The following is a 26,754-nucleotide window of genomic DNA, read 5'->3' on the forward strand; positions in this document are numbered from 1 at the left end:
ATCACCCCAATCTATTCATTTCTCGTTCAAAATGATGCATTGCTTTTTCATATGATGGTCTGAAAAATGGTTGTGCATGCATCCCTCTTGTGAATACCCATCTATTTAGTTTGTTATCGTAATATATCCAAGGTGTTTTTCTTCCGTTGCCATCTTCTGCATAAATGCCAGTCCCGAATTCTACATAAATAGCATATTCAGCACCTACTGTAATAACAGCAGTTAATCCCTTTTTGTGATACTTAACATCAACAGATCGCTTTAAGTTACCGCCATCTATAGCGCTTACAGGTGCTAATGCTTTCATTTGTGCTGCCATCATTTCCGCTGTTTCGGCTACAATACGTTTAACTTCACGTATCACATGTTTTTCGAATCGATTAACAGCCCGTGTGAAATCGGGATATCCTCGTTTGGTTATGCCTACTTTCATTTTAACTCAGCCTTAACCATCATTATTTCACCCATACCACCTTGATCTAGTGGATTTGAACGAAGTTCTAGGGTTTCATTCCTGTTTACCCACACAGCCCTCATATCGCCTCGTATTCCTCCTTTAAAAGGATAGAATATATTGTGATCTATTGGATTAGTTAATTGTTGTGCGATAACTATTTCCTTTGAGTTAACAGGCTGTACATGCGCTTCTGTGGTAAATAAGTCCACCCATTCCTTCGTCTTACCTCCACCACCGTCATCTATTTCAACATATTCTTGAAATGTAACTGCATGTGGGAACATTAATTAAATCCTACCCTTCTATATGGCTTTAAGTAGTCTTTTAAAGTTTTCGGGAAGTCTGTTTCATAGCTATATGATACTTCGCCCATCCTAAAGGATTTCAAGCCTACTTTTTGCATGTTATACTCACATGCTTTAGCCACAAATACTTTAACGCCTCCAGGTAGTTCGTTCGCCTCGTACGACTGATTACAATAGTTATTAGCATAATCAATGAATAACGGTATAGCAGTAGATAAATAGCCTTCATCTATATTTTGGTTGTTTAAAATGTTCTTAACTTCGGTGACTTCCATTTACTCACCTTCTTCTTGTGTTTCCTCATTTCCTTCTGTAGCTTCTTGCAACAATGCAAATAGTGTTTCTTTGTTGTCATTGGATTTATAATCCACTTCTAATTCGTCTAGTTCCTGTTTAATTTGTTCTTTAGTGTATGAATCGATTCCTTCTTCTTCATAATCAATTTCATCGTATTTATACCCTAGTTTGACTAGTTCTTGTTTTACACGTAATTCATTGGTTTCTAACTCTCCGTTAGTAAATCGGCACAATACTGCGTTCTTTTCTTTATCCCACACAAGACCATTACCATAAAATTTCATTAAGCGCCACCACCTTCAAGTGCTGTTAAACGACTTTCAATATCATCTATTTTAGTTTGTAGTCCGTCTACATCTGAAATAGTAATTGTTCCACTATCAATAGCTGCAAGTAATTCAACGAGTAACTCTCTAACTGCTGGTTGTACGCCTTCTTTACTCGTAATCGTTTCTTTATTCATTTTAAGCCTCCTAAAATAAGAATAAGGGGGATATACCCCCTACATTATGAAGTTGCTAGTCCAGTAATTGAACCATGAAGGAAAGCAGGGCCATGAGCCAAACCAATTTGGCCAAATAGCTGTCCTTCTTCTGCTGCGCCTTTCTTAGCTAGTTCCTCATAGAAGAAATTACCTTTTCCTGGTACTGGTTGAAATACTGGATTAATCTCAGACATTTCAAAAACTCCAACTGTGTCAGCAGGCATCATGCGATCTAATGAAATCCCGATGTTTCCAAAGTCAGTTTCAATTTGCTTAATGTTTACCCCACCTACATTGCGATCCTGCGGAGCATAACCATATATTTGAGAAATCTTTTGTTTTTGATATCCATTAGTAAACATAACAACATTTTCAAATTTAGCACCATTGGTGTACATTTCTAGTAACAAAGCATCCACTTTAGCTTTATCTAAAGCTGCTCCTGCTGCTGCAATAGTGTTAATTGATGCAGCCAATTCTAAAATACCACGAGTTTTATTAGCTACATTAGAAGCCGTAGACAATTGGTAAGTTCCATTGATGAATGTATAGTTAACATCACGAGCGATCTTCTCTAACTTACGAGCGATCTGGAAGTCTTTTTCAGATGGTGCGTTGTTTTGTTGTCCTGCTGTATTTAACCCAGACAAGCGAGCGCCATTAGATTGTTTAGCATAAGACAATGAAATAGATTCATGGAAAATTTGTGTGACGTTGGTTGCTTGACCTCGTACAATTTCCTCTGCTTCTGGTGCTGTCAATGACTGTGTTTCTGTAATCGCTGGTTGTTCTGCTGCTGGTAAATCATAATCAGAATACGTTGGAAACTCAAAGTTTTGTGTTTGTAATCCACCACCAGACAAACCACCTATCATAGTTAGAAACGGTGTATTAATCTGTGATGCTGTAAATAATTCTCCTGAATAGTTTGGTAAATTCCATACTGTACCTGTTCCGGTTACGTTTGTTGGCATTTATAATCACTCTCCACTTTCGTTAAATAGTTTATTTTTCAATGAAACAGCTAACGGCATATTACCGCTTTTCATTGCTTCATCGTATTGTTTTTGTATATCTGCTTGATTATTAGTATTTCTGTTTGGATCACTAGGATGCGGACTGCGCCCGCCTAATTTGTTTTGACCTTTCACCCATTCCGAAAGAGTGTTTTCTAAGTTGGTTAAATTCTCTGTTGTGGCCTCTTCATCATCACCGATAAAATGGTCTACTAATGATTTAGGCAATCCTTTTTCGCTAGCTAGATCAGTAGCTTTTTTCAATAAATCCTTGCGCTTATTATCCTTTTCAGCATTATTAAGCTTTTCTTCTAACAAACGAATACGCTTTTGTTCTTCTGTTTCCTCTGGATTCTTTTCTTTGTATTTTTCTTCTACAAGATCATCCAGATTCTTTTCTTTCCATGTCTCCAACCCTTTTGAAAAGTATTTATCCAATTTAGGTTGTAACAGTTGCTTGCCTTCTTTCGTTTCTAAAAAGCCCTCTACGTCATCCTTAGATACCGTTTTGAGTTCATTTAGATACGACTGTACTTCTTCATTATCTTTGTTTTCATTAATAAATTGCTTTACTTCTTCTAAATTCATTTCATTTCCTCCTATGTCCTTATAGTCCGTAGCCTACAAGTACGCATAATAAAAAAGCCTGTTTAATGACTGGTGCTTAAAGTCAAGTGGTTCTGTGCTATTCTTTTAACTTTATCTGACCCGTATCACAATCATTGCAAACAGAAACATGAGGATTTATAAATTTGACTTCATCTATAAAACCATGTTCAATAAACAAACCCTTTCCGCATACATCGCATTCTTTTAATCCTTTTCCGTTTGCGTTATCTTTCTCCTTCAACCTTTTGAATACATCGTATGTTTCTTCTAAAAACCCATGTCCTTCGGGTATCGGTTCTCCATTGCCATTATCTATCAACCTGCTAATAATAAGCTTTGTTTCATCTTCAGCAGAACTAAAAAGATTGATATATCTAATAAGGGAGATTTCCTCGCCATCCACAAAAACCTTACCATCTGTCGGTGATTCTGTATTAAATTCAATTCTTACTCTGGACATTTAACCACTCCTAACTAGATTAAAGTTAAATAAAACATCTTTATATATTGTTAAGTTTGTTTTTCAATTCTTTCATGCCTTTAATAGCATTTTCTGTTTCTAAATCAAGCGAGTTTTCTCCATACATTTTCTTATACTTTGAATAACTTGCCAACGTTAACATTAAAGAAGTCTCCATTAGTGAAATTTCATCATCTGTTAACTGGATATTATTCATTGAAATCCACCGCCTAACTAGCTTTATTTAATCCTTCATACCATTGTTCGAACGGCTGATAAGGAATAACATTCGAACCATCTTTCGTACGCTCTCTCCGTAGTTCTGGTCGTTTACCATTAACAAGATACAACACATCGCATCTGCAATTGATATCCAACCTAGCAACACCGAATAAATGAGGCCCTTTTGCTTTATGTCCTCCGAAATGGAAATAACCATCTTCGTCTGCCTCTTGGTCGTCTAATATTCTGTGTGATGTTCTCACTTCATTATCAAGGGTAGCGCTCCACACTTTCTTTAGACTAGCGTATTTTTGAGCGTGTTTGGCACTCTCCATACGCCCTAACACTTGTGATCTTCCTGCTTCTGTTCTAGCTACTCTACGTGCTTTGTATGAAGCAAAGTTACACGCATCTTCTATACGTTTCGCCATGGCGCTATAATCTTCCCCACCCATTAATGCTTGCGATATCTCGATGTTAATACGTCTTATGATGTAGTTCCTATGCTGTGTCATTAATGGTGATAGAGTTAATTTATCTATTGGATTCTTTATTGCCAGTTTAATAGCTGCTGTTGAAGGTATTTCATAAAACATAGGCTTTTGTGCTTCGTATTCGTATAACTGACCACTACGCAAGTAATTGTTAACATATGAAGCGATCATAAGCTTTTCGATCTCTTTGAATAGATTGGTATAATCTCTGTGTAATTCCTGCTTGATTAGTTCCATTTCCTTTTCAAAGCGATTGTATTTATTCATATCTGGCCAAGTGAGCTCTCCGTTGTTCGAATACTTGCGATATAATTCGGAAATACGCTCATGTAACGCCTTTAAACGAACAGCAAACAACTTATCTATCTCAGCCTCTGCTTTATCGACCATTTTATCTATGAGTTTGTCAATCTTCTCTTGGTTCATTTCCCTCGCCTACTTTCGGCAGGTTCTTGCTATATTCATCCATTTGTTTCTCCATGCGTTCGGTTTCTAACTGTGCATCATCAACTAACGGATGTACTTCACGTAATCGTTCATCAGATACAATACCCTTAGAACTATTTACGTTTGCTATCTGTTCTGTCTCGTTAGTAACCATTGTCTTATTGAATACAAATGAATAGTTTTTATAATCTGGCTTCGGTTTCCCAACCATATCTAGGTATTCACAAATAAACCATATGAACTGCTTTAATGCTTTCTGGAATTTACGCTCTAATACTTGGCATTTCATGTCTAATGCTGTGTATAAGAACTGTAGAGCGACACCGCTAGGACTTTGACCAAACTTATCAGTATTGAAGTTGACGCCTTGTCCTGCTTGGTATATTTGTTCTATAAGCCTCTCTGATTGACTGTTCGTTGCATCGGTAGGGATGTCAGCTTGTAATGCCTCTGCTCCTGCCCCTTGCTCGTCAGACAAAAGAATAGTCTTATACCTTTTAAGATCAGTTATGAATTGTTCTAAATCTGTACCTTCATATCCTCTTAATACTAAGATTAGTGATTGCACATCAAGAATGGTATTCATTGTGTCACTAGCAAGTAATTCCCACGCATCTATAAGTTGTTTGTAGAATGTAAGATCATTTACTGCTTCCTCATTGTTTTTAAACTCAATAAAGGGTACTCTTTCCCATCCGTACTGTTTAAATCCTTTGCCTTCATTGCCGTATTGGAAATGCCCTTGTGGGTTTATATCGTAGTCAGCATCATTAACGACTTCCCCGTCTATTTCCTCATAAAATGTCACTTGTTCGCTATCCCATAATTCTATTTTTGTTACATCATCTTTTAACTCGTAATAACGGATGAAAGCCTCTAGTTCTTTCTTTTTGCTTTGCTCGTATATCGGTATACCTTCCTGCGCTGGTACAATAATATAATCGAATTCACCATCTTCATTAATGTAAGGATGAAGCCATTCTTTCCCTTTGTTCGATGCATGCTTGATCAATTCCGGTAACGTATCTTCGAATTCATCTCCGAGTTGTTCTTCTATATCTTCTTGGTGTGGATCATCTTCTATTTTGCTAGTCAAGGTGGCTGGTTTCCCTGCCAAATAAGACACTTTCTGATCAACAAGTCGCTTATGCCACGATGCAGGTAACTTGTTATTTGTCGCATCTTCATCCGCTACTTTCTGATCATTTACATACGTATATATCTTACGGTTAGTAATATCAGATTCATTGAAGTAATACCTAACGCCTTCACTCATTTTCTGTACTTCTTTAGATTTCTTATGTTCGTCAATTAATTCTTTGATTATCGTTGTTTTTTCTTGCTTGTTTTCCTTTATGATTTCCAGTAGTTCTTCTGTGTGCGTTGGTGTGCTTGGGTACATTTTGTCACCTGCCTTATTTTAGTATCTTCATACCGCCTTTATACACTATCGTATTTACAAAATATCTATCTGCGTCTAAACAGTGATCATTTTGTTTTAACGGCTTATCTTCTCCACGTTCGGTTGCCTTCTCATCCCAGACATAAGAAGAAAACTCCCTAAATGTTTCTATACAACAATCGTTATAAAGTATTTTTTGTTCTTTCAAAGCCGTTGCCATATTCCTTATACCTTTCAATACATCATTTTTAGCTTTCTTCACTGTGAACTTTCCCTTTTTACGTATTGTTGTGATAAAAGATGCTGCCGATGGATCAATAATGACTTTTGCTATCTGGTAACCTTGTGCAAAGTCAACTAAATCATTGTAGTATTCTTCATCAGTCTTTTGTTTGCCTTCTTTCCTGCCATCGTAGTAATATTCTTTAACCTTGTACCATACGCCATTAAAAAGCCCCCACAACCCAAATGTTGTAGGGTTCTGCGTGCCATAGTCGATAGATATATAAAACTTCGTGTATGCTCTGCCTTTCGTTTTAACCTTGTGTATGCTTTCGGAAAACATATCAAATATGATCCCTTCAGCCATTACCCACAAGCCTAGAATGTATCGTTTATAAAAAACGCCACTAAACATGCGCTTAAATCTGTCTTTAACACGTTCAGATAACGAAAGATTATCATCCATTGTAAAATGCAATAAGTAAGCTTTCTTTTCTTCTGCTTTATCTATAAACTCTGTTTTAAACCAATGGTATGGTCCTGCTGGGTTACAGTTGAAGAAATATCGTGATCCTTCCACAGAACAACGACCTATTGCTTGATCAACAAACGACTTAGGCATGAGAGCCACTTCATCAAGATATGCTCCTGCTGCTGTCAACCCTTGTAATACATCTTGTGATGATTCGTTGTTTGCGCCAAAGCAATAATAAGTATTCGTTCCTATTTGAATATAGTGATCTGAACGATGATACTTATAAGGTACGCCTTTAGCTTGTAATATCTCAAACATAGGCTTTAATACGTTACGCTTCAATGCGCCTATAGACTTACCAGCTATAATAAAGGATTCACCTTCATGTGTTGTGCTCGACCACATTAAAAAAGAATCGATCATAGCAATTGTTTTCCCTGCTCTGATTGACCCCTCAGCTATAACCATTTCATGATCCTTATATGGAGAACCATCCATCCACCACATAAGCAATTGTTTTTGTTTCTTAGAAAATGGCTTGAATTGAAATCCTTTATTCATCCTCAAATACTTCTTTCATTTCACCTTTAAGCGCATCTATATAAACTTGTATATTTGGCTTTTCTGGTGCTTTGTCTTTCTTCTCTAATTCCTGTCGTTTTAAATTTAATTCCTCACGCTTTAACTCTAATTCTGTGTTCTTAATCATTTTATCGTGTAATGTACCGATCAATATTGCAGAATCTCTAGCGCCTGTCTTTTGGATAACCTTATCAGTTTGAACATGCTCGATGTACATATTAATTGTTTTCCATGCTTCATTAATCCATTGTTCCTTTTTATGTGCGTGAAGTTCCGCAAAGTCGTCTGATTCATCTCGTATTTTCCTTACAGTTCCTTCCGCTACTTTAAATTTTCTGGCTGTTTGTCTTACGTTACCACATTCTAATAAGTGTGCTTTTATCTGCGAGCGCTTCTTATCACTTATCTTTTTCCCTTGAGCCATTTTACATAGTCACTCCCTCCCCAAATAAAAAAGACACCCTATTGGATGTCTCCTCTTTATATGTTATTAATCCTTTATAGTAAATTTAATGTATATCTCATCGCCGTAAACATAACCCGGACCGCTATCACTCTTAATCATCTGGCGCTCTAGTCCATATCCTAATATCTTATTTTTCTTTTGATATCCAACGAGATCATCAATAAGCTTTTGTATATAATCCTTATCCATAACCGTCATCCTCCAACTCGTCTTTACGCTTTGTTATCCATTTCTCTTTATACTCACCGTTCACATACCAAGATAACCTGTAAAGTATATGTTCATCATCTTCAATTATCTTTTCAAAGTCTCCACCAAACACGATGCACCTCCCTAAGCTATAGTATATGAATAGGGGGTATGTCTAAGTCAAGTTTAATTATACGAATCGTTATACTACTTTTTCATATGTTTGATGGAATATATCTGGCTTACATGGATAAAATTCACCATTCACGCCTTTGATAATGTAGTCACCTTCATTTGCTGTCATCGTTCCTTCTAATGTTTCAATTTTAAGAATAGGCTTCTTCGTTTCGTATCCTATTACTATCTCTGGTTGATCATTCATGAATTCAGTTAAAGCTACCAAAGTTTCGGTTTTATCATCAAATTTAATCGCCTCTATAACAACTGGCTTCTTTCTGTATTTCATTTAATCACTCCTTAATTATACGATTCATTTATATATTCAATTGGTTGCTTAACTTCTCTTTTAATAGACATCCTTTCACGAAGATTCTTAATGCTATTACTTAAACCTTTCCCGAATGCATTCATCGCTTCACTAAATTCTTTTGTTGAAAGTTTCTTGTTTTGTGGTTCACGATCTATAAAATAAGTAATGCGCTTATCTGTGTTTTGCATATTCAATATACCTTGTAACTCTCTAGCTATTTCTATAGACAAACCAGTATGCAATGTTTTGTAATGTACATTACCTTTTGTTCTGGTTGCTTTGATTAGTTTACACATAATAAATACACCTCTTATTCGTTTCGGTATACTCAAATATTTCAAACTCTTTATGTGCCATATTGAAACCATTGTCCTCATGGTATTGATCTGTTTCGTTCCCTGTGCCTAGTTCACGTACAATAACACCTTTTTCATCAATTGTTATTTCTACTGGTTGTTTGGTAGTTCTCTTACGATGTAAATGACCCATGTGTATTTCTCTTGTTTTTGCTATCGCCCACAGTTCTGGAAACTCTACCGAGAAGTTAGACGCTGCATTCTTTCTGTTCTTGTCTCCGTGTGTTGTTCCTATGAAGTTTGAGCCTAGCATATGCGCCTTACGTTCTTTAAATTTAGTATCAAATGTAATTCTAGTATTCTTTCTATATATGCTTTTCAAATTCTTAACGAACGCCCAAGCCATTGATTCATCATGATTTCCTTTTGAATAAATAACAGTTACCTTAAGCGATTTATCTAACGCCTTATCAATTAGTGTTCTGTAGAAAATTTCAGCTTCTTCCCAAGCTTTCTCCATATCGACTTTATCTATCTGTGTCCCGTTTGCGGTTTGTCCTCTGAATGAATCGTTGTGTAGAAGATCTTGTCCTATTATGAACAATACCTCAAGATGTGATTCATCTAGTAATGCGGTTGTCTTTTGTAGTGTTTTCTTGTAATGCTCTAATGTGCTGATTCCAAAATGTAAATCGAATAAAGGGATTTCTAAATATGTATTTTCTTCTGGAAGTTTCCCTTTGAATTCAATTGGTTCTAATGGCTCTTTGTTTTCTATCGCAGTAATAAATCTATTCCAGTCGACACCTTTTTGTTTAGGTGCTACTTTTATCTTACTTGCGTATAACGTTTTAGGCTCTGTTAACTCTTTGTTGTAATGATTCCACATACTAAATTGATGGTTAATGATGTCCCACTTTGAAGGATCATATCCATGTGCTTCTAGTATATAGTCGTCATCTTTATCGTCTATGTTAGATACTTCAATTAACCGCTCTACTTCTTCCTCGCCTGTCTTTTTATCTTTTACCTTTTTGACTCCAAATTTATCTCTTGGATCAATCTCTGGTTTCTTATATTTCAATTCAGTACGCCACCTTCCGCGCACTTGCTCGTTTTTGAATACTTCATTGAATTGCTCTGTCATCTTTTCAGCAATTAGTTTCCACTTTGTTCCGTGGTTGTTTATTAAGCTAGTTAAATATTTATCTTTCTCTTTATCCCATATCATTGTTGTTCTCTGCCCCCTCCTGCAAGAGACTCTCTTTGTCCCTCAAACGCTCCACAGTAAATAATATTTATGACGTAGGTAAGGATTTGCACCTTACATGGTTCACGGGTTTCTACCACCCCAATACGCACACCGTGACTACCTTAGCCTGTTATGGGTGGCTTTGCCTGCCTTTCAGCGAGGTTCAATGGAATCTAGCGTCTACCTATTCCGCCACTACGTCGATTAGACTCACCCTGTTCCGCATTGTTAAGAGGCATTGTGAGTTTATTAGTAATAATAAAAAGCACCCAGACCACATATAGCGTTCCAAGTGCTTTATAAAAATAACGGATTGCTAAACCCTAAACGCAATCCCCGAAAGAGACATGCTCTGACTTGTTTTTAGTAACTTAGATACCTTTGCCGGCAAGGTGTTACTGGGCCATTTAATAATGTCAGTACGTCGCTGCCATCTTTGTTGTTGACCTATGATATAAAACTATGATATATTAAAAAGGTCTATCTATAAATAATACGGATAATGGCTACAAAATGGCTACAAATCAAGAAATTTTAATTATGCCTTTTTTCCCCCCTTTTATATATTTCTCGATTTTGTCCTCTGCCCTTTTGAGATTCGTCCTTACAGCCATTCTGCTAATACCGAGTTCCTCCGCTATTTCTTCTTGAGTCCTTCTATTAGCTTTACTTAGTATGAAACACTCTCTTTCTCTTATGGATAATCTAGCTAATACATCCAATATTATCTTTTTTTGATCATCAGTTAATGGTTTTTCTTCTGGTTCGATTTCCAAGCAAGGGAATAAATCCATATTAACTAATGCGCTCTTTTGATATGCACTCCTTTTGTCTACACCTCTATATAAATCTGGCATTCTACCAACTTCCAACCATTCAATAATAAAACTCATGTCTTTTATCATGCTGTTTAACAATGTTTTATCTTCTTGATCTTTTTCTGTATCCCCTAACCCTTTTAACTGCTTTCTTAGATCCCTACGCCCTTCTTTATACTCTAATAGCATCTTATCCACCCAATGCATGTTATTCCCCCTTACGGTAAATAGGTTACAAACCAGTTGTATGTGTCCTCTATACTAACAATTAAGTAAGAGATTAATAAAACGCCTATTATCGAAGCTGGTGTCATCACAAAGCCGATGAGTATTAATTTCTTTTTTGAAATTTTATATTCAGAACCGTATTTATCGACATCGTATTTGTTTGCTTCGTTGGCAATTAAACAAGATAAACACGATGATAATAAGTAAATTAATATCCAAAAACTAATCATTTGTTTTCCCCCACTTAAAACCAATTCCTAATTTAAAACCATGTTTATTTAATTCTCTTCCGATTGCTTTAAATACAACCAATCCACCTAAACAGTAACCAGCACCCATTGCTATAGCTAACACCATAATTGTTAAAAACATGTTATTCCTCCTACCCTTGACTATTGCCGTCAGCAATATCAATTTTGACTTTATATTTCAATGCTTGGATTTCTTCTCTCGTACTCTCAAAAGCATTTGTCCACCGTTTATAGTTTCCGTATGCCTCAGCTTCTTCTTCTCTTAAGTCGGATACAGCTAGTTCAGCATGTGCCTTTCGTGGCGGTGGTGAGTTTATTTCAGCTTCCGCATACACTCGCTTACGTGTAGCATAAATCCTCTTGTATTGCTCCGAAAATGCACTTGCAAGCCTGCCTATGAATACCAGTTGCTTGGATAGCAATTCAATTCTTATGATGTACATGTCATCGCCTAGTTGGTTTAGCTGCGTTTGATAAAAAAGTATTTCCTTTAGGTGTTCATCTATTTGGGATTTTTTCATTTAATCACCACTTTTCTAATTGAATAATTGCGTGATTAACCACTTAGCATCTTTAACGCTGGATATTTCACCGGGTAGCATTATTACTTGATCGTGCATTTTTGCATCAATTCTTCTACCGATAAATTTATTCATAAGCATAAACGGCTTTTTATAAAATTCAGCAGAGAATCTAACATATGTTATCTTTTCATCCAGCGTCTCAGTAGTAAGAATAGAGGTTACTTTTATTTTCACGTCCATTCATTCCATCCCCTTTTCTAATCCGTATCTAGCCAATGCATAAGCATCACATATGTTATTCGAGTTGTTTTCAAATCCCCATTTTTTGAACACATCACGCATCATGATATCTTTAGAAGCATTCCCTTTACCTGTAACAAACTTCTTTAATGCACTCGGTGCTACATCCGTATATTTGTATATATAATCCATTCCTTGTAATTCGACTAGTTTCATCCGGATTGCCCACCCAATGCCATATTGGGTAGACACTCCCTGTCCTCTTGAACCGTAGGAAAATCCTTCAATCGTTACGCTGTCACCTTGTCCGATATAAGAGATCACTTTATCTGCTAAGTCCATAAATCGCTGTGGTTCTTCCTTGACTTTCGTTTTGACCTCATCAACCGTGATTACTTCTCCGTTTTCGTTCAGTACACATATGCCTGTTAATGTGCTAGGATCAATGCCGACATAATTCATAGAATCACCAACGTAAAGATTAGTAGTATAATAAATGAAGCTAAGTTTACCGTTAAAAAGCTTGCCAGCGTTTTTATAGATTCATCCTTTGTATCTAGCGTTTCTTGTAATTCTCTTATCGTATTATCTCGTTTTACAATTTCATAGTTTAATTTTCCTCTGGTTTGTTTATCCATAATCGTTCCTCCAGTTCCTGCATTAGTTTTTTATCTGACATCTTTTCAAATACCGATCTGTTATATCCTGTTATTAGTGCTAATTGTTCTATGATGGATAGGCGTTCTTTAGTATCCATTTGCTTGCCTTTCGTGGTTCACTTTGTTTTTATCAAGGTAGGCTTGTTCTATTTGTTCTGCGGTGAATCCTAGCATGTCTCCCAAACCAAGAAACCCAGCAAATAATTCCTCATAAGCATTGAATTGCTCATCTGCTGTCCAATCTTCATCAGATGATTTAAACAGGTCCGATGTATAACCGAACAAGTCATTAAATTGTTCAACTACTGTAGCCCTTCTCCACTTAACGTGGTCTTCCATGGTTAATTTTATTTCCAACCCAATGCTTAAAATAAAGTGTAGGCAATCTACATATTCTTCTAGGAGTGGATCAACTCTGCAATACTCACACTTTCTATATGGCCCTAATAAAGGAGATAACTTAGAAATACCACCAATGCATTCATCGCAACCTTTGTTGTATGCGAGTTGTGGCTTTTGTTTATTACTCCAAAACTTAAACCCACGCCATTCATTTGCTAACTCGCCTAATTCAACTTGTAGAGCAAGAATCTTTTTATCTAGCAAGTTCTGTCCTTCCAGACCTTTTTCTCTTTCTATCCTTGTATCTAATTCCTTTTGAATGGGGAATAATTTATCTAAGTTCATTGTTTGACCTCCGATTGAATTTTTTATTGAAACACGTATCACACATTACCTTTCCGTTATTGATTACAATTGGTTGATTTATTAAATTATCGATATCTACATGTGTAGAACAACTATCACACTCAAACCACCATCCGTTTTCTAACATACTCTGTTTTAATTGTTTGGGGTTTCCTTCTAAACCATCAGCGTACTTTGCCCTTTTAACTCTTACGTTTATATAATCAGTCCACCCGTAAGCTTCACTTTGATATATCGCTTTTGCTCTAGTTTCTGCGAACACAATTTCTTGCATTTCTCCGTTAATATCTTGAGTGTGCCAAGCTTTCATTGTTTAACCTCCTTAGAACCAACTTGCATGAGGTGACTTTACAACCACATTCTTAGCACGTTCCGCTTGTAATTTTCTTCTTGCTTCCTCGTAGCTTAATCCGTCTATATCGTTACATCCTAGTTGTCTTAATTGTTCTACCATGTGTGCATTTACTCGTTCCTTTTCTAGTTCAGATGCTTTCATTTCGCTATCTCCTTTATCCCAATATATATAATCTTCTCTGTAATCACCTTCTGCTCCAACAAAAACAAGATGCATGCCGTCATCACTTACTCTCTTTTCATGTTGTTTTGTTGTCCAATACTTAGCTGCGTTATACGTAACTCCTAATCTCTTAGCACCGTTTTTAATAGTGTCAAAGAATAAAAATTTATCTCCTTGGTAAAATGCGTACTCATTTTTTTGTCTTCTGCTGTAATTTGTGTCTATTCCTAAATATTCCGCCCATCCCTTGAAACTTTTGGTTAATGAGATTTCCTTTGCTAAGGATTGTCCACCTTTCAGTTCTTTGAGTTCCGTTCGGGTTGGCATTCTAGTTATCTCTAATTTGTCCATCGCTTCCCAAATGCCTTGTTCAATTCGATCATCACCCCAGTTCATTGTATATTCCTCCATATCTTCTAAACTTGAAGGAGTATACAGCCTGCGCTGCAACTCCTTACAAGCTTTGTATTTTATGTCCGTTCCGCATGGCTCATTAAGTGCTATTTGAATTAATTGTTGTTTGGTTGCTTTGTCGTATCTCATTGGTTACACCCCTAAAATGGCAATGAACTATCGTCTGGCATATCAATTTCCGTTCCTTCGCTCGCCGGAATGCCACCAGATTCCTTCTTGTCATCAAGGAATACAATCTGATTAGCAATTACAACATGCTTACTACGCTTCTGTCCGTCTTTTTCCCAGCGCTCTTGCTGTAATTTACCGTTCACTAATACTTTGCTACCCTTTGACGTAAATTTGTTCGTATTGAGCCCTAAATGCTTAAATGCGGTTACGTCTATGAAATCTGTGTGATCTTTTCTAAATGAATCACTTACAGCTAAAGTTCCGTTCATGATTTCTGTTCCGTTGTTTGCAACTCTGATTTCTGTATCAGCCACCCAGCGGCCAACTAAGGTAATATTGTTATACATGTGAATTCCTCCCGAATATATGTTCCCGTTGCCATATCAACCATTTGACGGTAATATGATAATGGGTATCTGTGTGAAAATAATGTAATCATAATATAAAGGCTTGCTGTGATACGTGATAATTTTTGTTAGCGTATCACTGTATGAATTTGTTGCTCTGGGTAAATTAAAACTACTTCGTGAAAAAAATCCGTTTCTTCATTGAGATACTGCGCATTTCGATAAGCTTCCTCTGGTGTATCGTATTTCGTAGCTATCATTCCATTTGTTCGAATGCCATATTTAATCAAGTGTTCCACCGCCTAAATAATAGTTTTCTAGCTTGTCTTTCATTTCCATTCGCCATTCTCTACCAGCTTTTGTATGATCTGCGAAATGGTGGCATGTTCCTGTCTGTACACTCGGTCCGCATAAAAGGACTATGTTTGAAGGCAAATCCCCTCGTCCACCTTGTGAAGCTTGTACCAAGTGGCTCATTTCCATGCCCCAAGATGAATGCTTTCCGCATCGTTCGCAGCATCCGCCAGACCGTTCTAACACTTCTTTTCTGACATTCTGCGTTATCTTTGTAAGCTGTCCTCGTTTTGGTTTGATTCGCTTTGATTTTAATTGTTGTTCTTTGCTATACATTTTCTATCGTCCATTTGCCTTCGAACATATGAAGTAATCCGTTGTCTTGTATTGATAAACTTGCTACCGCAAATTGTCTTAGTTCCATAGGTTCTATAACGTGTTTGTCGTATTGAGTGTGATATGCAATTGTCTTGCCTTCTTTTCCAGCCTTCATAGCTTCTTCAAAAGATACATAGTTTGGTAGGATGCGCCATTTCATGTTTTTAATATAATCGCTAGTTATAAAAACTCTACCTTCCTTACCGTTATCAAGATCTATTACTTCATGCTCATTAACATAAATAAGTCCACATTCTTTAGTGTATTTAACTCTTAAACCAGCTTGTTCATTAGTTTCCGCAACTTCCCCAACCTTCAACTGATCTATCATTTCACCTGTAGTAAGCCATTTACTCATTTGTTTCACTCCTTTTATCTGGATATCTAGAAATAACTTCAAATCCCTCGCAATGATTTTCTTCCATGTATTCCTTCAGTTCATCAATAGTAGAAATTACGCAATCATCTTCCATTGCCTTTTCTTCAATCCGTTCAACGAATACGATCAAATCTTGATAATCAATTTTCACTCTATGTTCACTCATTTTCATTACCTCCACTGCTTAAAATGCCATATCCTGCTATATCTTGATATGCGTTTTCTTCGCCTTGATTACCGTTCGCTATCCTCATTTGCTTATCAAATATCCTTACAAGTACCAATACGTCCTTATATTGTTCTGGTTTTATTCCGTCTGGGTAGAGTATTTTTAAGAAGTCACCAGATTTACTAAATGCATCACCGTATTGTTTGTTTTTTTCATCAACTAATTTCCCTATTTGTTTTCCTCTGGATTCGAATGTTTTCTGGGATGAATTTAGTTTTTGAATCATTAACCAATCACCTGTACCTAATTTTTCAGAAACCTCTACATCAGTATAAAACCCCCTGAATTTCCCCCTTCTTTTATCATATACAGCAAAACCTTCATCACATTGCATTGCGAAGTATCTTTCTTCTCCGTGCATTTTTTGCGTTAAAAAATCGAAGTATTTAGGAATCATTTCGCTACCTCCAAAAATTTATTTTGTAAATCCTTTCTTACTCTGCATTTATAAGATCGCTGTTTGTGTCTTCTTTTCTCTTTTTTAATAGCTCCTATTGCCTCATTTAGTTCCTTAACATGCGGTTGCATCCTTTTCATAATTCCGTTTAATTGGACAAGCAGATCATTTTCATCTTTCAAATTCCTTCTTGCTGTCCTTACTTCTTTTAACTCTTTCGAAATCGTGTACCCCTCAAAAGCATTGAAGTTCGTTAGTTCTGCTGTATGAAGCAAATCTTGTGTTTCTCTTTCTGCTTTTTTAATCATCGTTTCATTACGTTCGTATCTTTTTGGTATATCTTTTATGGCATTCATTAGAAATACTGCTGTTTGTTCGATATCCTCATACATTCAATAACCTCCTAGAAATGATGGGATTTCACTTGCTCTATCTCTTAACTGCTTTATCGTTAAATTTATCGGTTCATTTTTTTTATTGTATTTGGTCATAAGTTGTTCTGGATCGCATATACTCATATCAATAGGCTTGTACATCTGACTGAAACAATAAGAAGTCGCTTGCTTTTCATTGACAGCCAAAATGTATACAGTCTGATAAGCCTTACTTTGCACTTGCACTTCGAATACACATGGTTTATAATTAATATTAAGTTTATTTTTGTATTCGGTGATAAGTTCATTCATTCGAGGTTTGAACTTATCTTGAAGGTAGAACATGATCTTGTCTTTTGCGTCATCAAAGGACAAGACTTTTTTTTCGTACACAAGGAACATGATTAATACATACAAGTCTGTCATTTCGTTCCTTACAGCAAATTCATAGTAATCTTTTATCGTCAAGCTACAATCACCCCCGTAGATCGGTTGTAGTTTACTTTCACCTCTCCTGTTGCACCTTCTCGATGTTTGGATAAATTTATTTCTAATTCATTTGGGACTTCACTTTCTTTGTTGTAATAACTATCCCTGTAAAGTAATAGAATTAAGTCCGCATCCTGTTCGATACTTCCAGATTCCCTTAAATCACTATTCATAGGTCGTTTGTCTTGCCTCTGTTCAACTCCCCTTGATAATTGGGCTAGTGTAATAACTGGTATGTCATAATCTTTAGCTATAGCCTTTAACTTCTTGCTAGTGTCTGTTACCTTTGCGTGATCAGAAGTAAAGTTACCTGTATTTTCAATGAGGGTTAAGTAATCAATGAAAACCACTATCCGCTTTCCTTTGTATTTCTTTTGAGCCTTTCTTACTTTAGATCGTATATACTGGATTGTCTGAAACGAGTTGTCGTATATTTCAAAGTCCAAGTTACTTAATTCTCCAACAGCATTCATCCATTGTTTTTGCATTGATGGTTGCATATTCTGTGGATTCCTAGCCTCGAATCCGTTTATTTTCCCAATAGCTGTAGTCAATCGTCTTAGTAAGCTTTTAGCTGACATTTCAAGTGAAAATACGATTGGAACATCGCCATTTTGCGCTGCTGATAACATGAACTTTAGCATTAAAGCTGTCTTACCCATCGAAGGTCTTGCCCCAACAATGATGCTCGTCTGTGGTTGCCATCCGCTCGTAAGCATATCCAAACTTTCTAATCCGCTCGGTATACCTGTTATCAAACTTGATTTAGGTTTATTCACTTCGTCATGCATATCTGCTAATATTCCTGTGATATCAACCTCTTTTGTTTCACCTTCATCATTTATTTTTTCAATGTCATCAAGCAACTGTCTGCTATCACGTTTTTCTTTAGAAAGCCAATCTTTAACAATCTGATCCGTTGTGTTTTCCTTGTATTGCTTTATTAAGTCTCGCTCATATGTGTCGTAGTTATCTGGATTGCCTTTTGTTTCTATGTCTAAGATGTATTCGGGACCACCAAGACCAACAATTAATTTTGGTTGTTCAGTCATTAAGGAAACGTGATCGATTGCTTTTTGTTGTTCAGACAGTTTTATCATAGTTTTGAATAACTGTTTATGATGCGATTCTTCAAAATGATTGATTGATAGATTTGTTTCTTGTAGCAAAGAATTATCTTTTAGGAAACATCCTAGGATTTCTTTTTCTAAATAATTCATTAGGTGTTTAACCTCTCTTTCGCTTCCCTGTATAACCTTTCTTGTTCTAACTGCTCTGGCGACTTTTTGCGTTCTGCTGTTTTTGGTTTTTGTTTGCTTGTCCAGTTCAGACGTTCATCGAATTTACCATTAAATAAAGTGGAAGGCTGTAAATAATCATCACCGTTCTGTCCATTACTGAATCTTTGACCACTCCATTTTTCAACACAAACATTTATCACCTGTTTAAAATCATCTAACCTATGCCCTTCTCCCCACCTAGCATGAATGACCTCTTTTGTTTTCTTAGCTGACGGTTTGAATTTCTTTCCCGCTTTTTCATTCAAGTAATTCACGATTTCAGCATAAGGTATTTCTTCTTTTACATTCTTATCATTCTTTACATTCTTGTTTGTGTCTGCTCGTGGTCTGTTATCGGTCTTATCATGGTCTGCTTGCGGTCTGTTATTAGTTTCGTATTCGTGATAAACACTGTAATTGCATATGGTTATGGTGGTTTTTTTGCGGTCTGATTTTTTGATAATCATTTCATCTTTTTCCAGCATTTTTAGGAAACTTCTTAATTTCGCTTTCCCCCATCCCCAACGTTCCATTAGCTTTAATTCGCTTGTCACAAACTGGCCTTTTTCAATTTCAAGTAATTCATTACCTAAAACAAATTTGTTGTCTTTGTGGTTAGCTAACATTAGCATATCGATCCAAGCTTCGAATTTTGAAAACTTCCTTTTTTCTTCATAAATCCAATGATCTTGTATTTGCCTGTATAACTTAATGAAGCCTTCTTTCGCCAATCTTTAATCACCCCCTTTATTCCTTCACTCCGTTTTGTTGTTAATCATCTAAGTAGATAAGATCTTCTATGTTGCAATTGAAGTATTCACAAAGTTTTACAATTAAATCCGGTTTGAACTGCTTGTACTCTTCATTGTAAAACTTCATTACTGCTGCGTAATTGATGTCGATTTCCTTACTAAGTTGTAATGCTGAAATCTTATTACTTTGAAGGAACAATCCTAGGCGGTTACGTACTCTCATTTATTCACCTCCTAACATCTTGATACTATTTTATAACATGTTAGTAAATTTAGCAAGCGATACAAGAAAAAAGTTGCAAAAATTTATAAATATGTTAGTATATTTTTAGATACATTGCATAAAATATAATAACAAGAAAATAAAAATTATTAATATGGAGTGAAGGAACAATGCAAGTTAAAAATCGTTTAGCAATTATTATGGCTGAAAAAGGAATTAAAAGTATTTCTGAATTAGTACGTATATTTGAACAACATGATAAGAAAATCGCTCGCCGTACTTTAGATCGTTTTTATCATAATGAGAATAACCAAATTCACTACGATACTATTGCTGATCTTTGTGAAGTTCTTGACTGTGAAATATCTGAACTATTTGTTTTAACTAAAGAAAACTAATGTATTGCCGTAATACGTTAATATAAAAAATAAAGGAGAATACAATATGGCACACTATAGAAAAGATTCATCTAGACCATCTACTACAATTTCATTAGAAAAAGAATTATTTGAAGCTGTTGACGATTACAAATTCGGTAAAAGAATAGACCATCGCAGCACTGCTATTGAACAATTAATTGTATATGGTCTTAAATACGCTGCGCTTGTTGAAAAGAAGAAAGCTAAACTTGCTAAGGCTTAATCACCCCCTTTACATGTACACGTTTATATTCCTCTAATAAAGCTATGGTTACTGGTTGACCTATGGCTTTTTCGATTTGGCGTAATTGTTCTTTTGTCATGACGTTACGCCTTCTAGTAGTTCTGGATTGTCGTGTGTGTTGCCTAGATAAGTCCAACTACATTCATGTAGTCCGTAGAACATACACACTGGAATTTTTTCTCGTTTAAATCCAACTTCGTCATTCTCGTATCCCATGTATTTTTGAAGATAATCATTATTTATTTTGGTTAAACAAACAGCAGCGACTTCCTCGTCGTAGTCAAGAACACCAATAATTTCGTTCTCCACTTCATTTCCATCAAACAAGAACTGGTGCATACTAACTATGTCACCTGTATATAATTCTTTGGGTTCGTCGAATTGTTCAATGTCTTTTAATCCTGTGTACTCACTAATGGATTCATAATGCACTTGATGATTTTGTATATACGCCAACTTGTCAGCATGATTCATATAAATATCATGGTATTCATCATCACCCGTAATCCACTTACCTCCATGCGCTAATGGTTCAATTACTAAACCTCTTACTTTAATTTCTCTCATTCCATTGCCTCCTTTACCTCCCATTAAGGGAGGGTTGGTTTAACTTACGAAGCATCCGCAACCTCCTATATCAAACAGATCAATTTGTTGCGATCCACTTTCGTATTCTTCTCTTAATTGTTTAAGTGTTAAAGGCTCTTTTTTTCCGTTCCTTTGTCTGGTGAGGATAGATATATCATCACGGTTTAAATAACTTCTCATTTCTTGCTCTTTTTTCTCGTGGTATTTATATCTTTCTGGCATTTGCTTCAACAAATTAACAAAATGTCCTTGTCCGCCTCTTACACAGAAACCTCCACAGTTGTTATGAGAAAAATTCATATTATATAGTCTAGGGATATTAATGCCTCTACCTTCCAACTCTTTGATAATGTCAATCTTATTGATATAAGGTTTTTCACATAATGGGAATTCAACTTGATATGGCGACCAGTTCTCAATTGGCGACTTTTTCCTATGTTGTTCTGTCCAATCAATACCGAGGTAAAGAACACATTCATTTGATGCATAATTTCCTTCTAGCCATTCCGCCGCTTTATCTTGTTTTAATTTGTGAGAACATTGAGCCACTCTTGAATTGCCTATGAATCTGACATCTCGGAATACCTCCCAGACATCCCTTCCATCTGCTATTCTAGTTATATCGACGCCAAAGTCTTTTTCTGTTTCATCAAGGAATCTATATAAATCTTCATCTTCCATGAGCGTATCAGTGAACAGTAATACCACGTTTTCTTTTCCATATTTCTGAATTACTTTATTTGCTGTCATCCAGCTCCCTAAACCACCACTGTAGAAGATGATGTGTTTTACCTTACTCATTCCTCCGCTCCTTCCAACGCTATTTCTAATTGTCTTTTAGCTCTACGAAAGATATAGTCCAGATTCTCGCCATTCTTTATAGTTCCGTCCGATTCCAGATGTTTATTAGGAATCCATACATTTTGATTGGTGTCATTGATTACAAAGCGTTTAGCTTTCATTTTATTGTAGTTACGCTTAATCAACCGTAGAGGAATGTCTTTATAATATTGCTTGTTGTAGTTCATTCCTCTACTCCTTTCTCATACCAAGTGAAGTCATCCATGACTCGCTCCCATGCCCAATCTGCAAATTCTTTGTTTATCTCTTCTTCTGGAGTATCATCTTCAAACTCGAATTCTTGTTCATCAATATCATGTTCACCTACTCCTGTTCTGTGACGGAATACGATTGTTTTCATTCCGATTCTCCTTTCATCCCCCAGTGACCATGTTTCTTCATGATATCAATGACCTCATCTGCATAGAGTTCGTCTGTATTGATCACTAAATACGTGGGATTGTCCCTTCCTTCAATCTCCCTACTCATTTGAATTTGACCTACACAATTAGTGAATAACTGTTTATCGCTTTTATTCAAATACTTCTCGATATCCTCATTTTTCACTACTATATATTTCATCTGTATACCGTTCAGATTACTCATCCCTCTACTCCTTTCAATGCTTTACGTGCTTTTTCTCCCTTATCTTGTACTACTTCTGATTCAATAACTGGTGGAATCACTCGTCTAAAATAGTTATCCTCATCCGCATAAAACTCCAAAATCTGTTTATATTGTTCAATCTCTTCAAGCATTGACTTCATGGCTGGTAAATTATTGTAATGATTCAAGTCGCTCAATCGCTTATTATCTTTCTCTAACTCTTTCACACGTTCTTCTAACTCTCCCACATAATTACACTCGCTACACCTTAAACGCCCATGTGTTTCGCATATTTTATCCATTGGCTTCCCCTTTCAAAGTTTCGATTATTCGGTCAACCAAAAACGAATCTGTAATTTCGCCTACAAAGCCGTTTCGGTAATCGTCACACAGCTTTCTTAAATCTTTTGTTATCTGTTCGTAGCGTTGGTTTTCACTTCTCGAAACAATCTCGTCAACTTTAGCTTTAACTAGGTTTCTTCGGAAAAATTCTTTACATTTCTCCAATTCTTGTACACGTTCTTCAAGGCATTGCTTTTCTTTCTCGGCTTGATTATAATCATGATTCTTTTCGAGGAATTGAATTTGTATTTGATATGTGCTCTCTTCGGATTCATATAATTGTTCTTCCAACTTCTGAAAATAGTCATATAATTCTTTTACCATATCGTGTACACCTTCCGGACAAGCTGCTGCGTATTCAAGAACGCCGGGGCTATAGTCTTCGTCACATATCATTTCTCTGATTTTCACCAGCCATTTTTCGGATTCTTCTAATTCCGGTACTCGTTCTATTTGTTTGATAAGATGTCTATATTCTTCTGATGTCAACACTATCTCTGTACGTTCATCTTCCATACATACACCTCCTAATTTGCTAGATAGTGACGATAAAATTTAAGGAAATGTACTACTCCATGAAGGTCTTCAATATTGAAGCTAAGCAGCGCTTCCCTTGCCCCTACCTCTACCATTCCATTTCTCCTCAGTTCTTCATATAAATACTTTTCCTGTTCTGTATAATTCCCAGTGTCTAACTCTTCAATATAATCCATTTCTAGACCTCCCTAACTTCTGGTAATTTGAATAAGTGGTTTTCTATACTTTTGAATTTATCTTTTGTTAATTCATCTATAAATACCTCGTTATCTGGACTGTGTACTCTTACAGAAAACCCTTTTAATTGGTCTTTTTCTGTTATCAAATTTAGAATTTCCATAAAGTAATCGTTAGGTGCTATTAAGAACTTATCTCCTTTTTTTATGTCACTAAATTCCATCCCTAGACCTCCTTAATTTTCATTCTCCAGCAATCTGCAATAAAACGAGCATCCTCTAATTGCGATTCATCGAATATATAAGCATTTTCTCTGTCATTTGTAAGGGTGTAGAAAAACCCTATTGCTGAATCGACAGCAATGTATTCATAGAATATATCTGGCCATTCTCCCTTTACCTTAGAAGGTTTCATATGAGTTGAGTAGACAATATATTCACTCATTCCTAGACCTCCTATAATTCACTATGAGCAAAAAAATCCGGCTTATCGCAATATTTCTTAATGAGATTATCAAATGTGTCTTTATCGGGCGTTTCTTCATCAGGGTAAAATGTAAATGCTTTATCCATAGGTTCTTCTGTTACAGCTTCATCTCCCCAAAATTCCAACAAATCTTTGTAGCAATCTCCACCACACATTGACACGTAAAAACTAATTGCCTTTTCTTTGCTTTCATGACACACCCAATCGCAACGATCATTTCCAAATCTAAATATTTTTAATTTCATTTCCTAGACCTCCTTGTCCACAAACATACTCGCTTCAAATAATTTCTTTTTAGCGGTAATGATCTCTGTTTCAAAATCTAATGAATGACTACTTTGTTTTGTACCTTCAAATTTTCTTGTGATATTTTTGGCTTCTTCACGATTAACACGATGCTTACTTACTGAAACTTTCAACCCCATATCTAGTAATTCACCTACAGTAAAATTCCTGTAATGCTTTTGCATCATAAAGCCTCCTTAATCTCTGCTAATGTTTTAGGGGTATTTAACTTTGAAGGTGAAAATAGTGGGAAAATCCACTAAAAATCACCTCGTTCTAAAATCTCTGAAAGTGTGGTTAATCTGCTTTCCAATTAACGAACCAACCATATGAACATATTTCGCATTTCAAAGTTGGTCTAAAAACACGACCTCTTTCATCCCAATCAGATGTATAATTTATTTCTAGTTCTATATCACAGTTTGGACATTTCTTAATTTCGTTCATTAGAATTCTCCTTCTTCCAAAATCGAACCTAATTTGATTAAATCCACCCCAAGAGATACAGTTCTAATGTCTCATTTGTTGCCAAACCAATGCTACAACTATTGGTTTTAGAATCATAAACCACTTGAACTCTTCCGTTCGTTACGTTTAAAATTTCCGTCCCTTTCATACTTAACATTAAGTTAAACTTCCTTTCTTTTTTTGATATTTAATAGTGTCAATTCCGTGCAAGTGGATTCTGCCCCACTCTCGAAAACTGCATCTAAACTCTTTTCAATTTCATCAATAGCACAATCATCCATACCATCAAACCAAAAATCTATTTCGATTGCGAGTTTCAATTTAATACTTCCCTCTCCTTGCCCTTGTATTTTCAATTCCTGATTTCACTCTGAAAGTTAAAGAAACTACTTGTCTATTAACTTATAAATTTATCTGTCTACCACTCTGAAAGTTCATTACCCTTTTAGTCGTGCGCTTCACTTCTTTTAAATGCGTTTCTAAACTGCTGACAGCTTTTTTGTCCATTAGTAACTCTTTGTTATGGATTAACTGTAAAGCTTTGAGAATGGAAGCTGTGTAACCTTTAAAGCGCCATCCAGATACTTCTTTCTTTGCTTTTGGATTGTAATATGTTTCGTAGCGTTCTACTGCTAGGTTCATGTCGTCATGTTCTATTACTCTTACATTCTCGATTTTTAGTAGGGTTTTCTTAACCTTGTCCATTTATATCCTCCTAGTAGGGGCGACTAAGCACCCCTCAGTATTTTTCTTACTTCTTCTTTGGTATAGCCTAAATCACGGGCTAGTTTGATTAGTTCGTGCCAAGTCATGCACTTTTTTTGGTTGTTAATATCTTGATTGCTTTTGAAGCATCTTCAAATGCCCATTGCTCCATATCTTTTTCTGTTCCCATGCGCTTTTTAATTCCTTGATATAATTCATCTCTGGATTTATCGCTGTTTTTCTCCATGTCAGTCAACAGTTTATTGACATAGTTTAGTTGGTTGTCGGTTGCTGGTTTCTCCTGCATTTGGTACTCATTGCCACTAGCGCCGTTTGCATCATCGTCTTTTTCTGTCGCAAGTCCTAGCATCGCAGACAAGGAATATCGTTTCATGTAAGTAATCTGCCCTCCCATATCCTGCATACTAGTGCTACATGGCATTTGTAAAGGTTCTGACTTAACCCATTCCCCAGAAGAATGAAGTAACATTGTTTCAACTGAAATCATCAAATTACCGTTTAATTCTTTTGTGCTTGCATTTTGTAATATTGATATGCCGTTTTCCTTGTAAACCTTATTCGCCACTTCAAATATTCCAGCAAGGTCTGTATAATCGAACGTATATGAACCACCGTTCTTTGTTTGTACTTTAACTCTCGAATTATGTTTAGGTGTTTCAAGTTCTCCCCAAGCTTTCGCTAACGCTTGTGCTATTTCGTTATTGCTTTCTGAAAATATCATCGTATATTAACGCTCCTTTCGCTAATTAGTGATACACCTTCTATTTCTTCACCGTTTTTCAATGCCTCTTTTATATCTTTTTTACTTAATTCTTGTTTCGTGATAAAATATTGTTTAGGTATTAGTGATTCATCTAATACATTTACTTTTGGCGGATTATTGCGTAACGATATATTAAAGTTTGCCGACTTAACTCTATCAATACCAAGTCCGTCAAGTTCTTTGGTTAGATACCACTTAAGTTGATCTTGCTTGTTTTGCAAGGTCTTTTTTCTGTTTTGTAGGCGTTTGATTTCATTGCCGATCTTGTCAATGTCGGCTTTCATTTCCTGTAGCACAAACGCTATGTTTTCTGCTTTTTCGTTTATTTCTTCGTCCAAGTATTCCAATGCGTCTAAAAACGCTGCCTCGTCTGCTTCCTCTGCTAATTGCAGTAATTGACTGTACTTCTGACTTAATTCGTATAAAGTAGCCATGG

Annotated in this window: 59 protein-coding genes; 2 read left to right on the forward strand and 57 right to left on the reverse strand. The window is 36.0% G+C overall.

The annotated features are described in order from the left end of the window. Position 1 precedes the first annotated feature (1 nt). The 40 genes from D9782_RS17695 to D9782_RS17860 all read right to left on the reverse strand — a co-directional run bounded on the left by D9782_RS17695 (position 2) and on the right by D9782_RS17860 (position 19,837). Entirely contained in the window at positions 2-433 is a 432-nt protein-coding gene (locus tag D9782_RS17695) for an HK97-gp10 family putative phage morphogenesis protein (RefSeq protein ID WP_121605308.1), read from the reverse strand. Next, positions 430-741: a phage head closure protein gene (locus tag D9782_RS17700; protein ID WP_121605309.1), complete on the reverse strand. Its 312-nt coding sequence runs from the start codon at positions 739-741 to the stop codon at positions 430-432. The genes D9782_RS17695 and D9782_RS17700 overlap by 4 nt, the downstream gene beginning before the upstream one ends. Continuing rightward, complete coding sequence (locus tag D9782_RS17705) at positions 741-1,037, reverse strand: phage head-tail connector protein (RefSeq protein ID WP_121605310.1); 297 nt, start codon at positions 1,035-1,037, stop codon at positions 741-743. Before D9782_RS17705 ends, D9782_RS17700 begins: the two co-directional genes overlap by 1 nt. Next, positions 1,038-1,343, reverse strand: a complete 306-nt coding sequence (locus tag D9782_RS17710) for a hypothetical protein (protein WP_121605311.1) — start codon at positions 1,341-1,343, stop codon at positions 1,038-1,040. Then, positions 1,343-1,522 (reverse strand): hypothetical protein, encoded by a 180-nt coding sequence (locus tag D9782_RS17715; RefSeq protein WP_121605312.1) that lies wholly within the window; start codon positions 1,520-1,522, stop codon positions 1,343-1,345. The genes D9782_RS17710 and D9782_RS17715 overlap by 1 nt, the downstream gene beginning before the upstream one ends. 44 nt (positions 1,523-1,566) lie before the next feature. Further along, positions 1,567-2,517: an SU10 major capsid protein gene (locus D9782_RS17720; protein WP_121605313.1), complete on the reverse strand. Its 951-nt coding sequence runs from the start codon at positions 2,515-2,517 to the stop codon at positions 1,567-1,569. Positions 2,518-2,523: 6 nt separating this feature from the next. Then, positions 2,524-3,147, reverse strand: coding sequence for a DUF4355 domain-containing protein (locus D9782_RS17725; protein WP_121605314.1), 624 nt, complete (start codon positions 3,145-3,147; stop codon positions 2,524-2,526). Between the two features lie 97 nt (positions 3,148-3,244). Further along, positions 3,245-3,628 carry a hypothetical protein gene (locus tag D9782_RS17730; protein ID WP_121605315.1) on the reverse strand — a complete coding sequence of 128 codons (384 nt, stop codon included), beginning with the start codon at positions 3,626-3,628 and terminating at the stop codon, positions 3,245-3,247. Positions 3,629-3,668: 40 nt separating this feature from the next. Continuing rightward, a complete protein-coding gene (locus D9782_RS23065; protein ID WP_162986435.1) occupies positions 3,669-3,845 on the reverse strand; it encodes a hypothetical protein in 177 nt (58 codons plus the stop codon). Positions 3,846-3,858: 13 nt separating this feature from the next. Then, positions 3,859-4,770, reverse strand: a complete 912-nt coding sequence (locus tag D9782_RS17735; RefSeq protein ID WP_121605316.1) for a phage minor head protein — start codon at positions 4,768-4,770, stop codon at positions 3,859-3,861. Next, positions 4,751-6,193 carry a phage portal protein gene (locus tag D9782_RS17740; protein WP_121605317.1) on the reverse strand — a complete coding sequence of 481 codons (1,443 nt, stop codon included), beginning with the start codon at positions 6,191-6,193 and terminating at the stop codon, positions 4,751-4,753. Before D9782_RS17740 ends, D9782_RS17735 begins: the two co-directional genes overlap by 20 nt. A 13-nt stretch (positions 6,194-6,206) precedes the next feature. Beyond that, complete coding sequence (locus D9782_RS17745; protein WP_121605318.1) at positions 6,207-7,451, reverse strand: PBSX family phage terminase large subunit; 1,245 nt, start codon at positions 7,449-7,451, stop codon at positions 6,207-6,209. Then, on the reverse strand, positions 7,444-7,896 hold the full coding sequence (locus tag D9782_RS17750; protein ID WP_121605319.1) for a hypothetical protein: 453 nt from the start codon (positions 7,894-7,896) through the stop codon (positions 7,444-7,446). The genes D9782_RS17745 and D9782_RS17750 overlap by 8 nt, the downstream gene beginning before the upstream one ends. A 66-nt stretch (positions 7,897-7,962) precedes the next feature. Next, positions 7,963-8,136: a hypothetical protein gene (locus tag D9782_RS23070; protein ID WP_162986436.1), complete on the reverse strand. Its 174-nt coding sequence runs from the start codon at positions 8,134-8,136 to the stop codon at positions 7,963-7,965. Then, on the reverse strand, positions 8,120-8,260 hold the full coding sequence (locus tag D9782_RS23075; protein WP_162986437.1) for a hypothetical protein: 141 nt from the start codon (positions 8,258-8,260) through the stop codon (positions 8,120-8,122). The genes D9782_RS23070 and D9782_RS23075 overlap by 17 nt, the downstream gene beginning before the upstream one ends. Before the next feature lie 69 nt (positions 8,261-8,329). After that, positions 8,330-8,593 carry a hypothetical protein gene (locus D9782_RS17755; protein WP_121605320.1) on the reverse strand — a complete coding sequence of 88 codons (264 nt, stop codon included), beginning with the start codon at positions 8,591-8,593 and terminating at the stop codon, positions 8,330-8,332. Between the two features lie 11 nt (positions 8,594-8,604). Beyond that, positions 8,605-8,913: a hypothetical protein gene (locus tag D9782_RS17760; RefSeq protein WP_121605321.1), complete on the reverse strand. Its 309-nt coding sequence runs from the start codon at positions 8,911-8,913 to the stop codon at positions 8,605-8,607. Then, positions 8,906-10,144 (reverse strand): hypothetical protein, encoded by a 1,239-nt coding sequence (locus tag D9782_RS17765; protein WP_121605322.1) that lies wholly within the window; start codon positions 10,142-10,144, stop codon positions 8,906-8,908. The genes D9782_RS17760 and D9782_RS17765 overlap by 8 nt, the downstream gene beginning before the upstream one ends. Before the next feature lie 545 nt (positions 10,145-10,689). Continuing rightward, complete coding sequence (locus tag D9782_RS17770) at positions 10,690-11,190, reverse strand: sigma-70 family RNA polymerase sigma factor (protein ID WP_121605323.1); 501 nt, start codon at positions 11,188-11,190, stop codon at positions 10,690-10,692. Between the two features lie 11 nt (positions 11,191-11,201). After that, positions 11,202-11,441, reverse strand: coding sequence for a hypothetical protein (locus tag D9782_RS17775; RefSeq protein ID WP_121605324.1), 240 nt, complete (start codon positions 11,439-11,441; stop codon positions 11,202-11,204). Continuing rightward, the gene (locus D9782_RS23080; protein WP_158295229.1) at positions 11,434-11,583 is read right to left on the reverse strand and encodes a hypothetical protein; all 150 of its coding nucleotides are present in this window, start codon (positions 11,581-11,583) and stop codon (positions 11,434-11,436) included. Before D9782_RS23080 ends, D9782_RS17775 begins: the two co-directional genes overlap by 8 nt. Before the next feature lie 10 nt (positions 11,584-11,593). Further along, positions 11,594-11,983 (reverse strand): hypothetical protein, encoded by a 390-nt coding sequence (locus D9782_RS17780; protein WP_121605325.1) that lies wholly within the window; start codon positions 11,981-11,983, stop codon positions 11,594-11,596. 15 nt (positions 11,984-11,998) lie between these two features. Then, positions 11,999-12,226 carry a hypothetical protein gene (locus D9782_RS17785; protein WP_121605326.1) on the reverse strand — a complete coding sequence of 76 codons (228 nt, stop codon included), beginning with the start codon at positions 12,224-12,226 and terminating at the stop codon, positions 11,999-12,001. Further along, positions 12,227-12,688: a crossover junction endodeoxyribonuclease RuvC gene (locus tag D9782_RS17790; protein ID WP_121605327.1), complete on the reverse strand. Its 462-nt coding sequence runs from the start codon at positions 12,686-12,688 to the stop codon at positions 12,227-12,229. After that, complete coding sequence (locus D9782_RS17795) at positions 12,685-12,864, reverse strand: hypothetical protein (protein WP_121605328.1); 180 nt, start codon at positions 12,862-12,864, stop codon at positions 12,685-12,687. The genes D9782_RS17790 and D9782_RS17795 overlap by 4 nt, the downstream gene beginning before the upstream one ends. Next, entirely contained in the window at positions 12,837-12,983 is a 147-nt protein-coding gene (locus tag D9782_RS23085; RefSeq protein ID WP_162986438.1) for a hypothetical protein, read from the reverse strand. Before D9782_RS23085 ends, D9782_RS17795 begins: the two co-directional genes overlap by 28 nt. Then, complete coding sequence (locus D9782_RS17800) at positions 12,973-13,572, reverse strand: dUTP diphosphatase (RefSeq protein ID WP_121605329.1); 600 nt, start codon at positions 13,570-13,572, stop codon at positions 12,973-12,975. Before D9782_RS17800 ends, D9782_RS23085 begins: the two co-directional genes overlap by 11 nt. Then, positions 13,559-13,903 (reverse strand): hypothetical protein, encoded by a 345-nt coding sequence (locus D9782_RS17805; RefSeq protein WP_121605330.1) that lies wholly within the window; start codon positions 13,901-13,903, stop codon positions 13,559-13,561. The genes D9782_RS17800 and D9782_RS17805 overlap by 14 nt, the downstream gene beginning before the upstream one ends. Positions 13,904-13,915: 12 nt before the next feature. Next, complete coding sequence (locus D9782_RS17810; RefSeq protein ID WP_121605331.1) at positions 13,916-14,653, reverse strand: hypothetical protein; 738 nt, start codon at positions 14,651-14,653, stop codon at positions 13,916-13,918. Positions 14,654-14,664: 11 nt separating this feature from the next. Next, positions 14,665-15,042, reverse strand: a complete 378-nt coding sequence (locus tag D9782_RS17815; RefSeq protein ID WP_121605332.1) for a single-stranded DNA-binding protein — start codon at positions 15,040-15,042, stop codon at positions 14,665-14,667. Positions 15,043-15,170: 128 nt separating this feature from the next. Further along, a complete protein-coding gene (locus tag D9782_RS23090) occupies positions 15,171-15,332 on the reverse strand; it encodes a hypothetical protein (protein WP_162986439.1) in 162 nt (53 codons plus the stop codon). After that, positions 15,325-15,672 (reverse strand): HNH endonuclease, encoded by a 348-nt coding sequence (locus D9782_RS17820; RefSeq protein ID WP_121605333.1) that lies wholly within the window; start codon positions 15,670-15,672, stop codon positions 15,325-15,327. The genes D9782_RS23090 and D9782_RS17820 overlap by 8 nt, the downstream gene beginning before the upstream one ends. Then, on the reverse strand, positions 15,665-16,072 hold the full coding sequence (locus D9782_RS17825; RefSeq protein WP_121605334.1) for a hypothetical protein: 408 nt from the start codon (positions 16,070-16,072) through the stop codon (positions 15,665-15,667). Before D9782_RS17825 ends, D9782_RS17820 begins: the two co-directional genes overlap by 8 nt. After that, positions 16,065-16,259: a hypothetical protein gene (locus tag D9782_RS17830; protein ID WP_121605335.1), complete on the reverse strand. Its 195-nt coding sequence runs from the start codon at positions 16,257-16,259 to the stop codon at positions 16,065-16,067. Before D9782_RS17830 ends, D9782_RS17825 begins: the two co-directional genes overlap by 8 nt. Continuing rightward, entirely contained in the window at positions 16,252-16,719 is a 468-nt protein-coding gene (locus tag D9782_RS17835) for a hypothetical protein (RefSeq protein WP_121605336.1), read from the reverse strand. Before D9782_RS17835 ends, D9782_RS17830 begins: the two co-directional genes overlap by 8 nt. Further along, positions 16,716-17,111 (reverse strand): hypothetical protein, encoded by a 396-nt coding sequence (locus tag D9782_RS17840; protein ID WP_121605337.1) that lies wholly within the window; start codon positions 17,109-17,111, stop codon positions 16,716-16,718. The genes D9782_RS17835 and D9782_RS17840 overlap by 4 nt, the downstream gene beginning before the upstream one ends. Next, positions 17,112-17,561, reverse strand: a complete 450-nt coding sequence (locus D9782_RS23355) for a hypothetical protein (RefSeq protein ID WP_205601739.1) — start codon at positions 17,559-17,561, stop codon at positions 17,112-17,114. Then, complete coding sequence (locus tag D9782_RS17850) at positions 17,558-18,802, reverse strand: replicative DNA helicase (protein ID WP_121605338.1); 1,245 nt, start codon at positions 18,800-18,802, stop codon at positions 17,558-17,560. The genes D9782_RS23355 and D9782_RS17850 overlap by 4 nt, the downstream gene beginning before the upstream one ends. Continuing rightward, positions 18,802-19,593, reverse strand: coding sequence for a conserved phage C-terminal domain-containing protein (locus D9782_RS17855; protein ID WP_121605339.1), 792 nt, complete (start codon positions 19,591-19,593; stop codon positions 18,802-18,804). Before D9782_RS17855 ends, D9782_RS17850 begins: the two co-directional genes overlap by 1 nt. Positions 19,594-19,633: 40 nt before the next feature. Further along, positions 19,634-19,837 (reverse strand): helix-turn-helix domain-containing protein, encoded by a 204-nt coding sequence (locus tag D9782_RS17860; protein ID WP_121605340.1) that lies wholly within the window; start codon positions 19,835-19,837, stop codon positions 19,634-19,636. Between the two features lie 170 nt (positions 19,838-20,007). On the opposite strand from D9782_RS17860, the gene D9782_RS17865 reads away from it, so the two are divergent. Continuing rightward, on the forward strand, positions 20,008-20,235 hold the full coding sequence (locus tag D9782_RS17865; RefSeq protein WP_121605341.1) for a helix-turn-helix domain-containing protein: 228 nt from the start codon (positions 20,008-20,010) through the stop codon (positions 20,233-20,235). Positions 20,236-20,281: 46 nt separating this feature from the next. Next, complete coding sequence (locus tag D9782_RS17870) at positions 20,282-20,479, forward strand: hypothetical protein (RefSeq protein WP_121605342.1); 198 nt, start codon at positions 20,282-20,284, stop codon at positions 20,477-20,479. 96 nt (positions 20,480-20,575) lie between these two features. Here D9782_RS17870 and D9782_RS17875 read toward each other — a convergent pair whose 3' ends face one another. The 17 genes from D9782_RS17875 to D9782_RS17945 all read right to left on the reverse strand — a co-directional run bounded on the left by D9782_RS17875 (position 20,576) and on the right by D9782_RS17945 (position 26,752). Beyond that, on the reverse strand, positions 20,576-21,067 hold the full coding sequence (locus D9782_RS17875; protein ID WP_162986440.1) for a YopX family protein: 492 nt from the start codon (positions 21,065-21,067) through the stop codon (positions 20,576-20,578). 39 nt (positions 21,068-21,106) lie between these two features. After that, complete coding sequence (locus tag D9782_RS17880; RefSeq protein ID WP_121605344.1) at positions 21,107-21,889, reverse strand: hypothetical protein; 783 nt, start codon at positions 21,887-21,889, stop codon at positions 21,107-21,109. Then, positions 21,886-22,116, reverse strand: coding sequence for a hypothetical protein (locus D9782_RS17885; RefSeq protein WP_121605345.1), 231 nt, complete (start codon positions 22,114-22,116; stop codon positions 21,886-21,888). The genes D9782_RS17880 and D9782_RS17885 overlap by 4 nt, the downstream gene beginning before the upstream one ends. Next, complete coding sequence (locus D9782_RS23095) at positions 22,113-22,289, reverse strand: hypothetical protein (RefSeq protein ID WP_162986441.1); 177 nt, start codon at positions 22,287-22,289, stop codon at positions 22,113-22,115. The genes D9782_RS17885 and D9782_RS23095 overlap by 4 nt, the downstream gene beginning before the upstream one ends. After that, complete coding sequence (locus D9782_RS17890; RefSeq protein ID WP_240455750.1) at positions 22,286-22,534, reverse strand: hypothetical protein; 249 nt, start codon at positions 22,532-22,534, stop codon at positions 22,286-22,288. The genes D9782_RS23095 and D9782_RS17890 overlap by 4 nt, the downstream gene beginning before the upstream one ends. Further along, positions 22,531-22,836 carry a hypothetical protein gene (locus D9782_RS17895; RefSeq protein WP_121605346.1) on the reverse strand — a complete coding sequence of 102 codons (306 nt, stop codon included), beginning with the start codon at positions 22,834-22,836 and terminating at the stop codon, positions 22,531-22,533. The genes D9782_RS17890 and D9782_RS17895 overlap by 4 nt, the downstream gene beginning before the upstream one ends. Then, the gene (locus tag D9782_RS17900) at positions 22,829-23,392 is read right to left on the reverse strand and encodes a hypothetical protein (RefSeq protein WP_121605347.1); all 564 of its coding nucleotides are present in this window, start codon (positions 23,390-23,392) and stop codon (positions 22,829-22,831) included. The genes D9782_RS17895 and D9782_RS17900 overlap by 8 nt, the downstream gene beginning before the upstream one ends. Positions 23,393-23,403: 11 nt before the next feature. Next, positions 23,404-23,589, reverse strand: coding sequence for a hypothetical protein (locus D9782_RS17905; RefSeq protein ID WP_121605348.1), 186 nt, complete (start codon positions 23,587-23,589; stop codon positions 23,404-23,406). Between the two features lie 2 nt (positions 23,590-23,591). Then, complete coding sequence (locus D9782_RS17910; protein WP_121605349.1) at positions 23,592-23,813, reverse strand: hypothetical protein; 222 nt, start codon at positions 23,811-23,813, stop codon at positions 23,592-23,594. Positions 23,814-23,815: 2 nt separating this feature from the next. After that, on the reverse strand, positions 23,816-24,034 hold the full coding sequence (locus D9782_RS17915; protein WP_121605350.1) for a hypothetical protein: 219 nt from the start codon (positions 24,032-24,034) through the stop codon (positions 23,816-23,818). An 11-nt stretch (positions 24,035-24,045) separates the two neighbouring features. Next, entirely contained in the window at positions 24,046-24,321 is a 276-nt protein-coding gene (locus D9782_RS17920) for a hypothetical protein (RefSeq protein WP_121605351.1), read from the reverse strand. 3 nt (positions 24,322-24,324) lie between these two features. Next, positions 24,325-24,546 (reverse strand): hypothetical protein, encoded by a 222-nt coding sequence (locus D9782_RS17925; RefSeq protein WP_121605352.1) that lies wholly within the window; start codon positions 24,544-24,546, stop codon positions 24,325-24,327. Between the two features lie 112 nt (positions 24,547-24,658). After that, positions 24,659-24,808, reverse strand: coding sequence for a hypothetical protein (locus D9782_RS23100; RefSeq protein ID WP_162986442.1), 150 nt, complete (start codon positions 24,806-24,808; stop codon positions 24,659-24,661). A gap of 182 nt (positions 24,809-24,990) precedes the next feature. After that, a complete protein-coding gene (locus D9782_RS17930; RefSeq protein ID WP_162986443.1) occupies positions 24,991-25,149 on the reverse strand; it encodes a hypothetical protein in 159 nt (52 codons plus the stop codon). Positions 25,150-25,231: 82 nt separating this feature from the next. Next, the gene (locus D9782_RS17935; protein ID WP_121605354.1) at positions 25,232-25,534 is read right to left on the reverse strand and encodes a hypothetical protein; all 303 of its coding nucleotides are present in this window, start codon (positions 25,532-25,534) and stop codon (positions 25,232-25,234) included. 103 nt (positions 25,535-25,637) lie between these two features. After that, positions 25,638-26,276 carry an ERF family protein gene (locus tag D9782_RS17940; protein ID WP_121605355.1) on the reverse strand — a complete coding sequence of 213 codons (639 nt, stop codon included), beginning with the start codon at positions 26,274-26,276 and terminating at the stop codon, positions 25,638-25,640. Next, the gene (locus D9782_RS17945; protein WP_121605356.1) at positions 26,273-26,752 is read right to left on the reverse strand and encodes a siphovirus Gp157 family protein; all 480 of its coding nucleotides are present in this window, start codon (positions 26,750-26,752) and stop codon (positions 26,273-26,275) included. Before D9782_RS17945 ends, D9782_RS17940 begins: the two co-directional genes overlap by 4 nt. Positions 26,753-26,754: the final 2 nt, after the last annotated feature.

It is taken from the genome of Virgibacillus sp. Bac332 (genome assembly GCF_003667785.1).
Taxonomy (GTDB): Bacteria; Bacillota; Bacilli; order Bacillales; family Amphibacillaceae; genus Virgibacillus; species Virgibacillus salarius.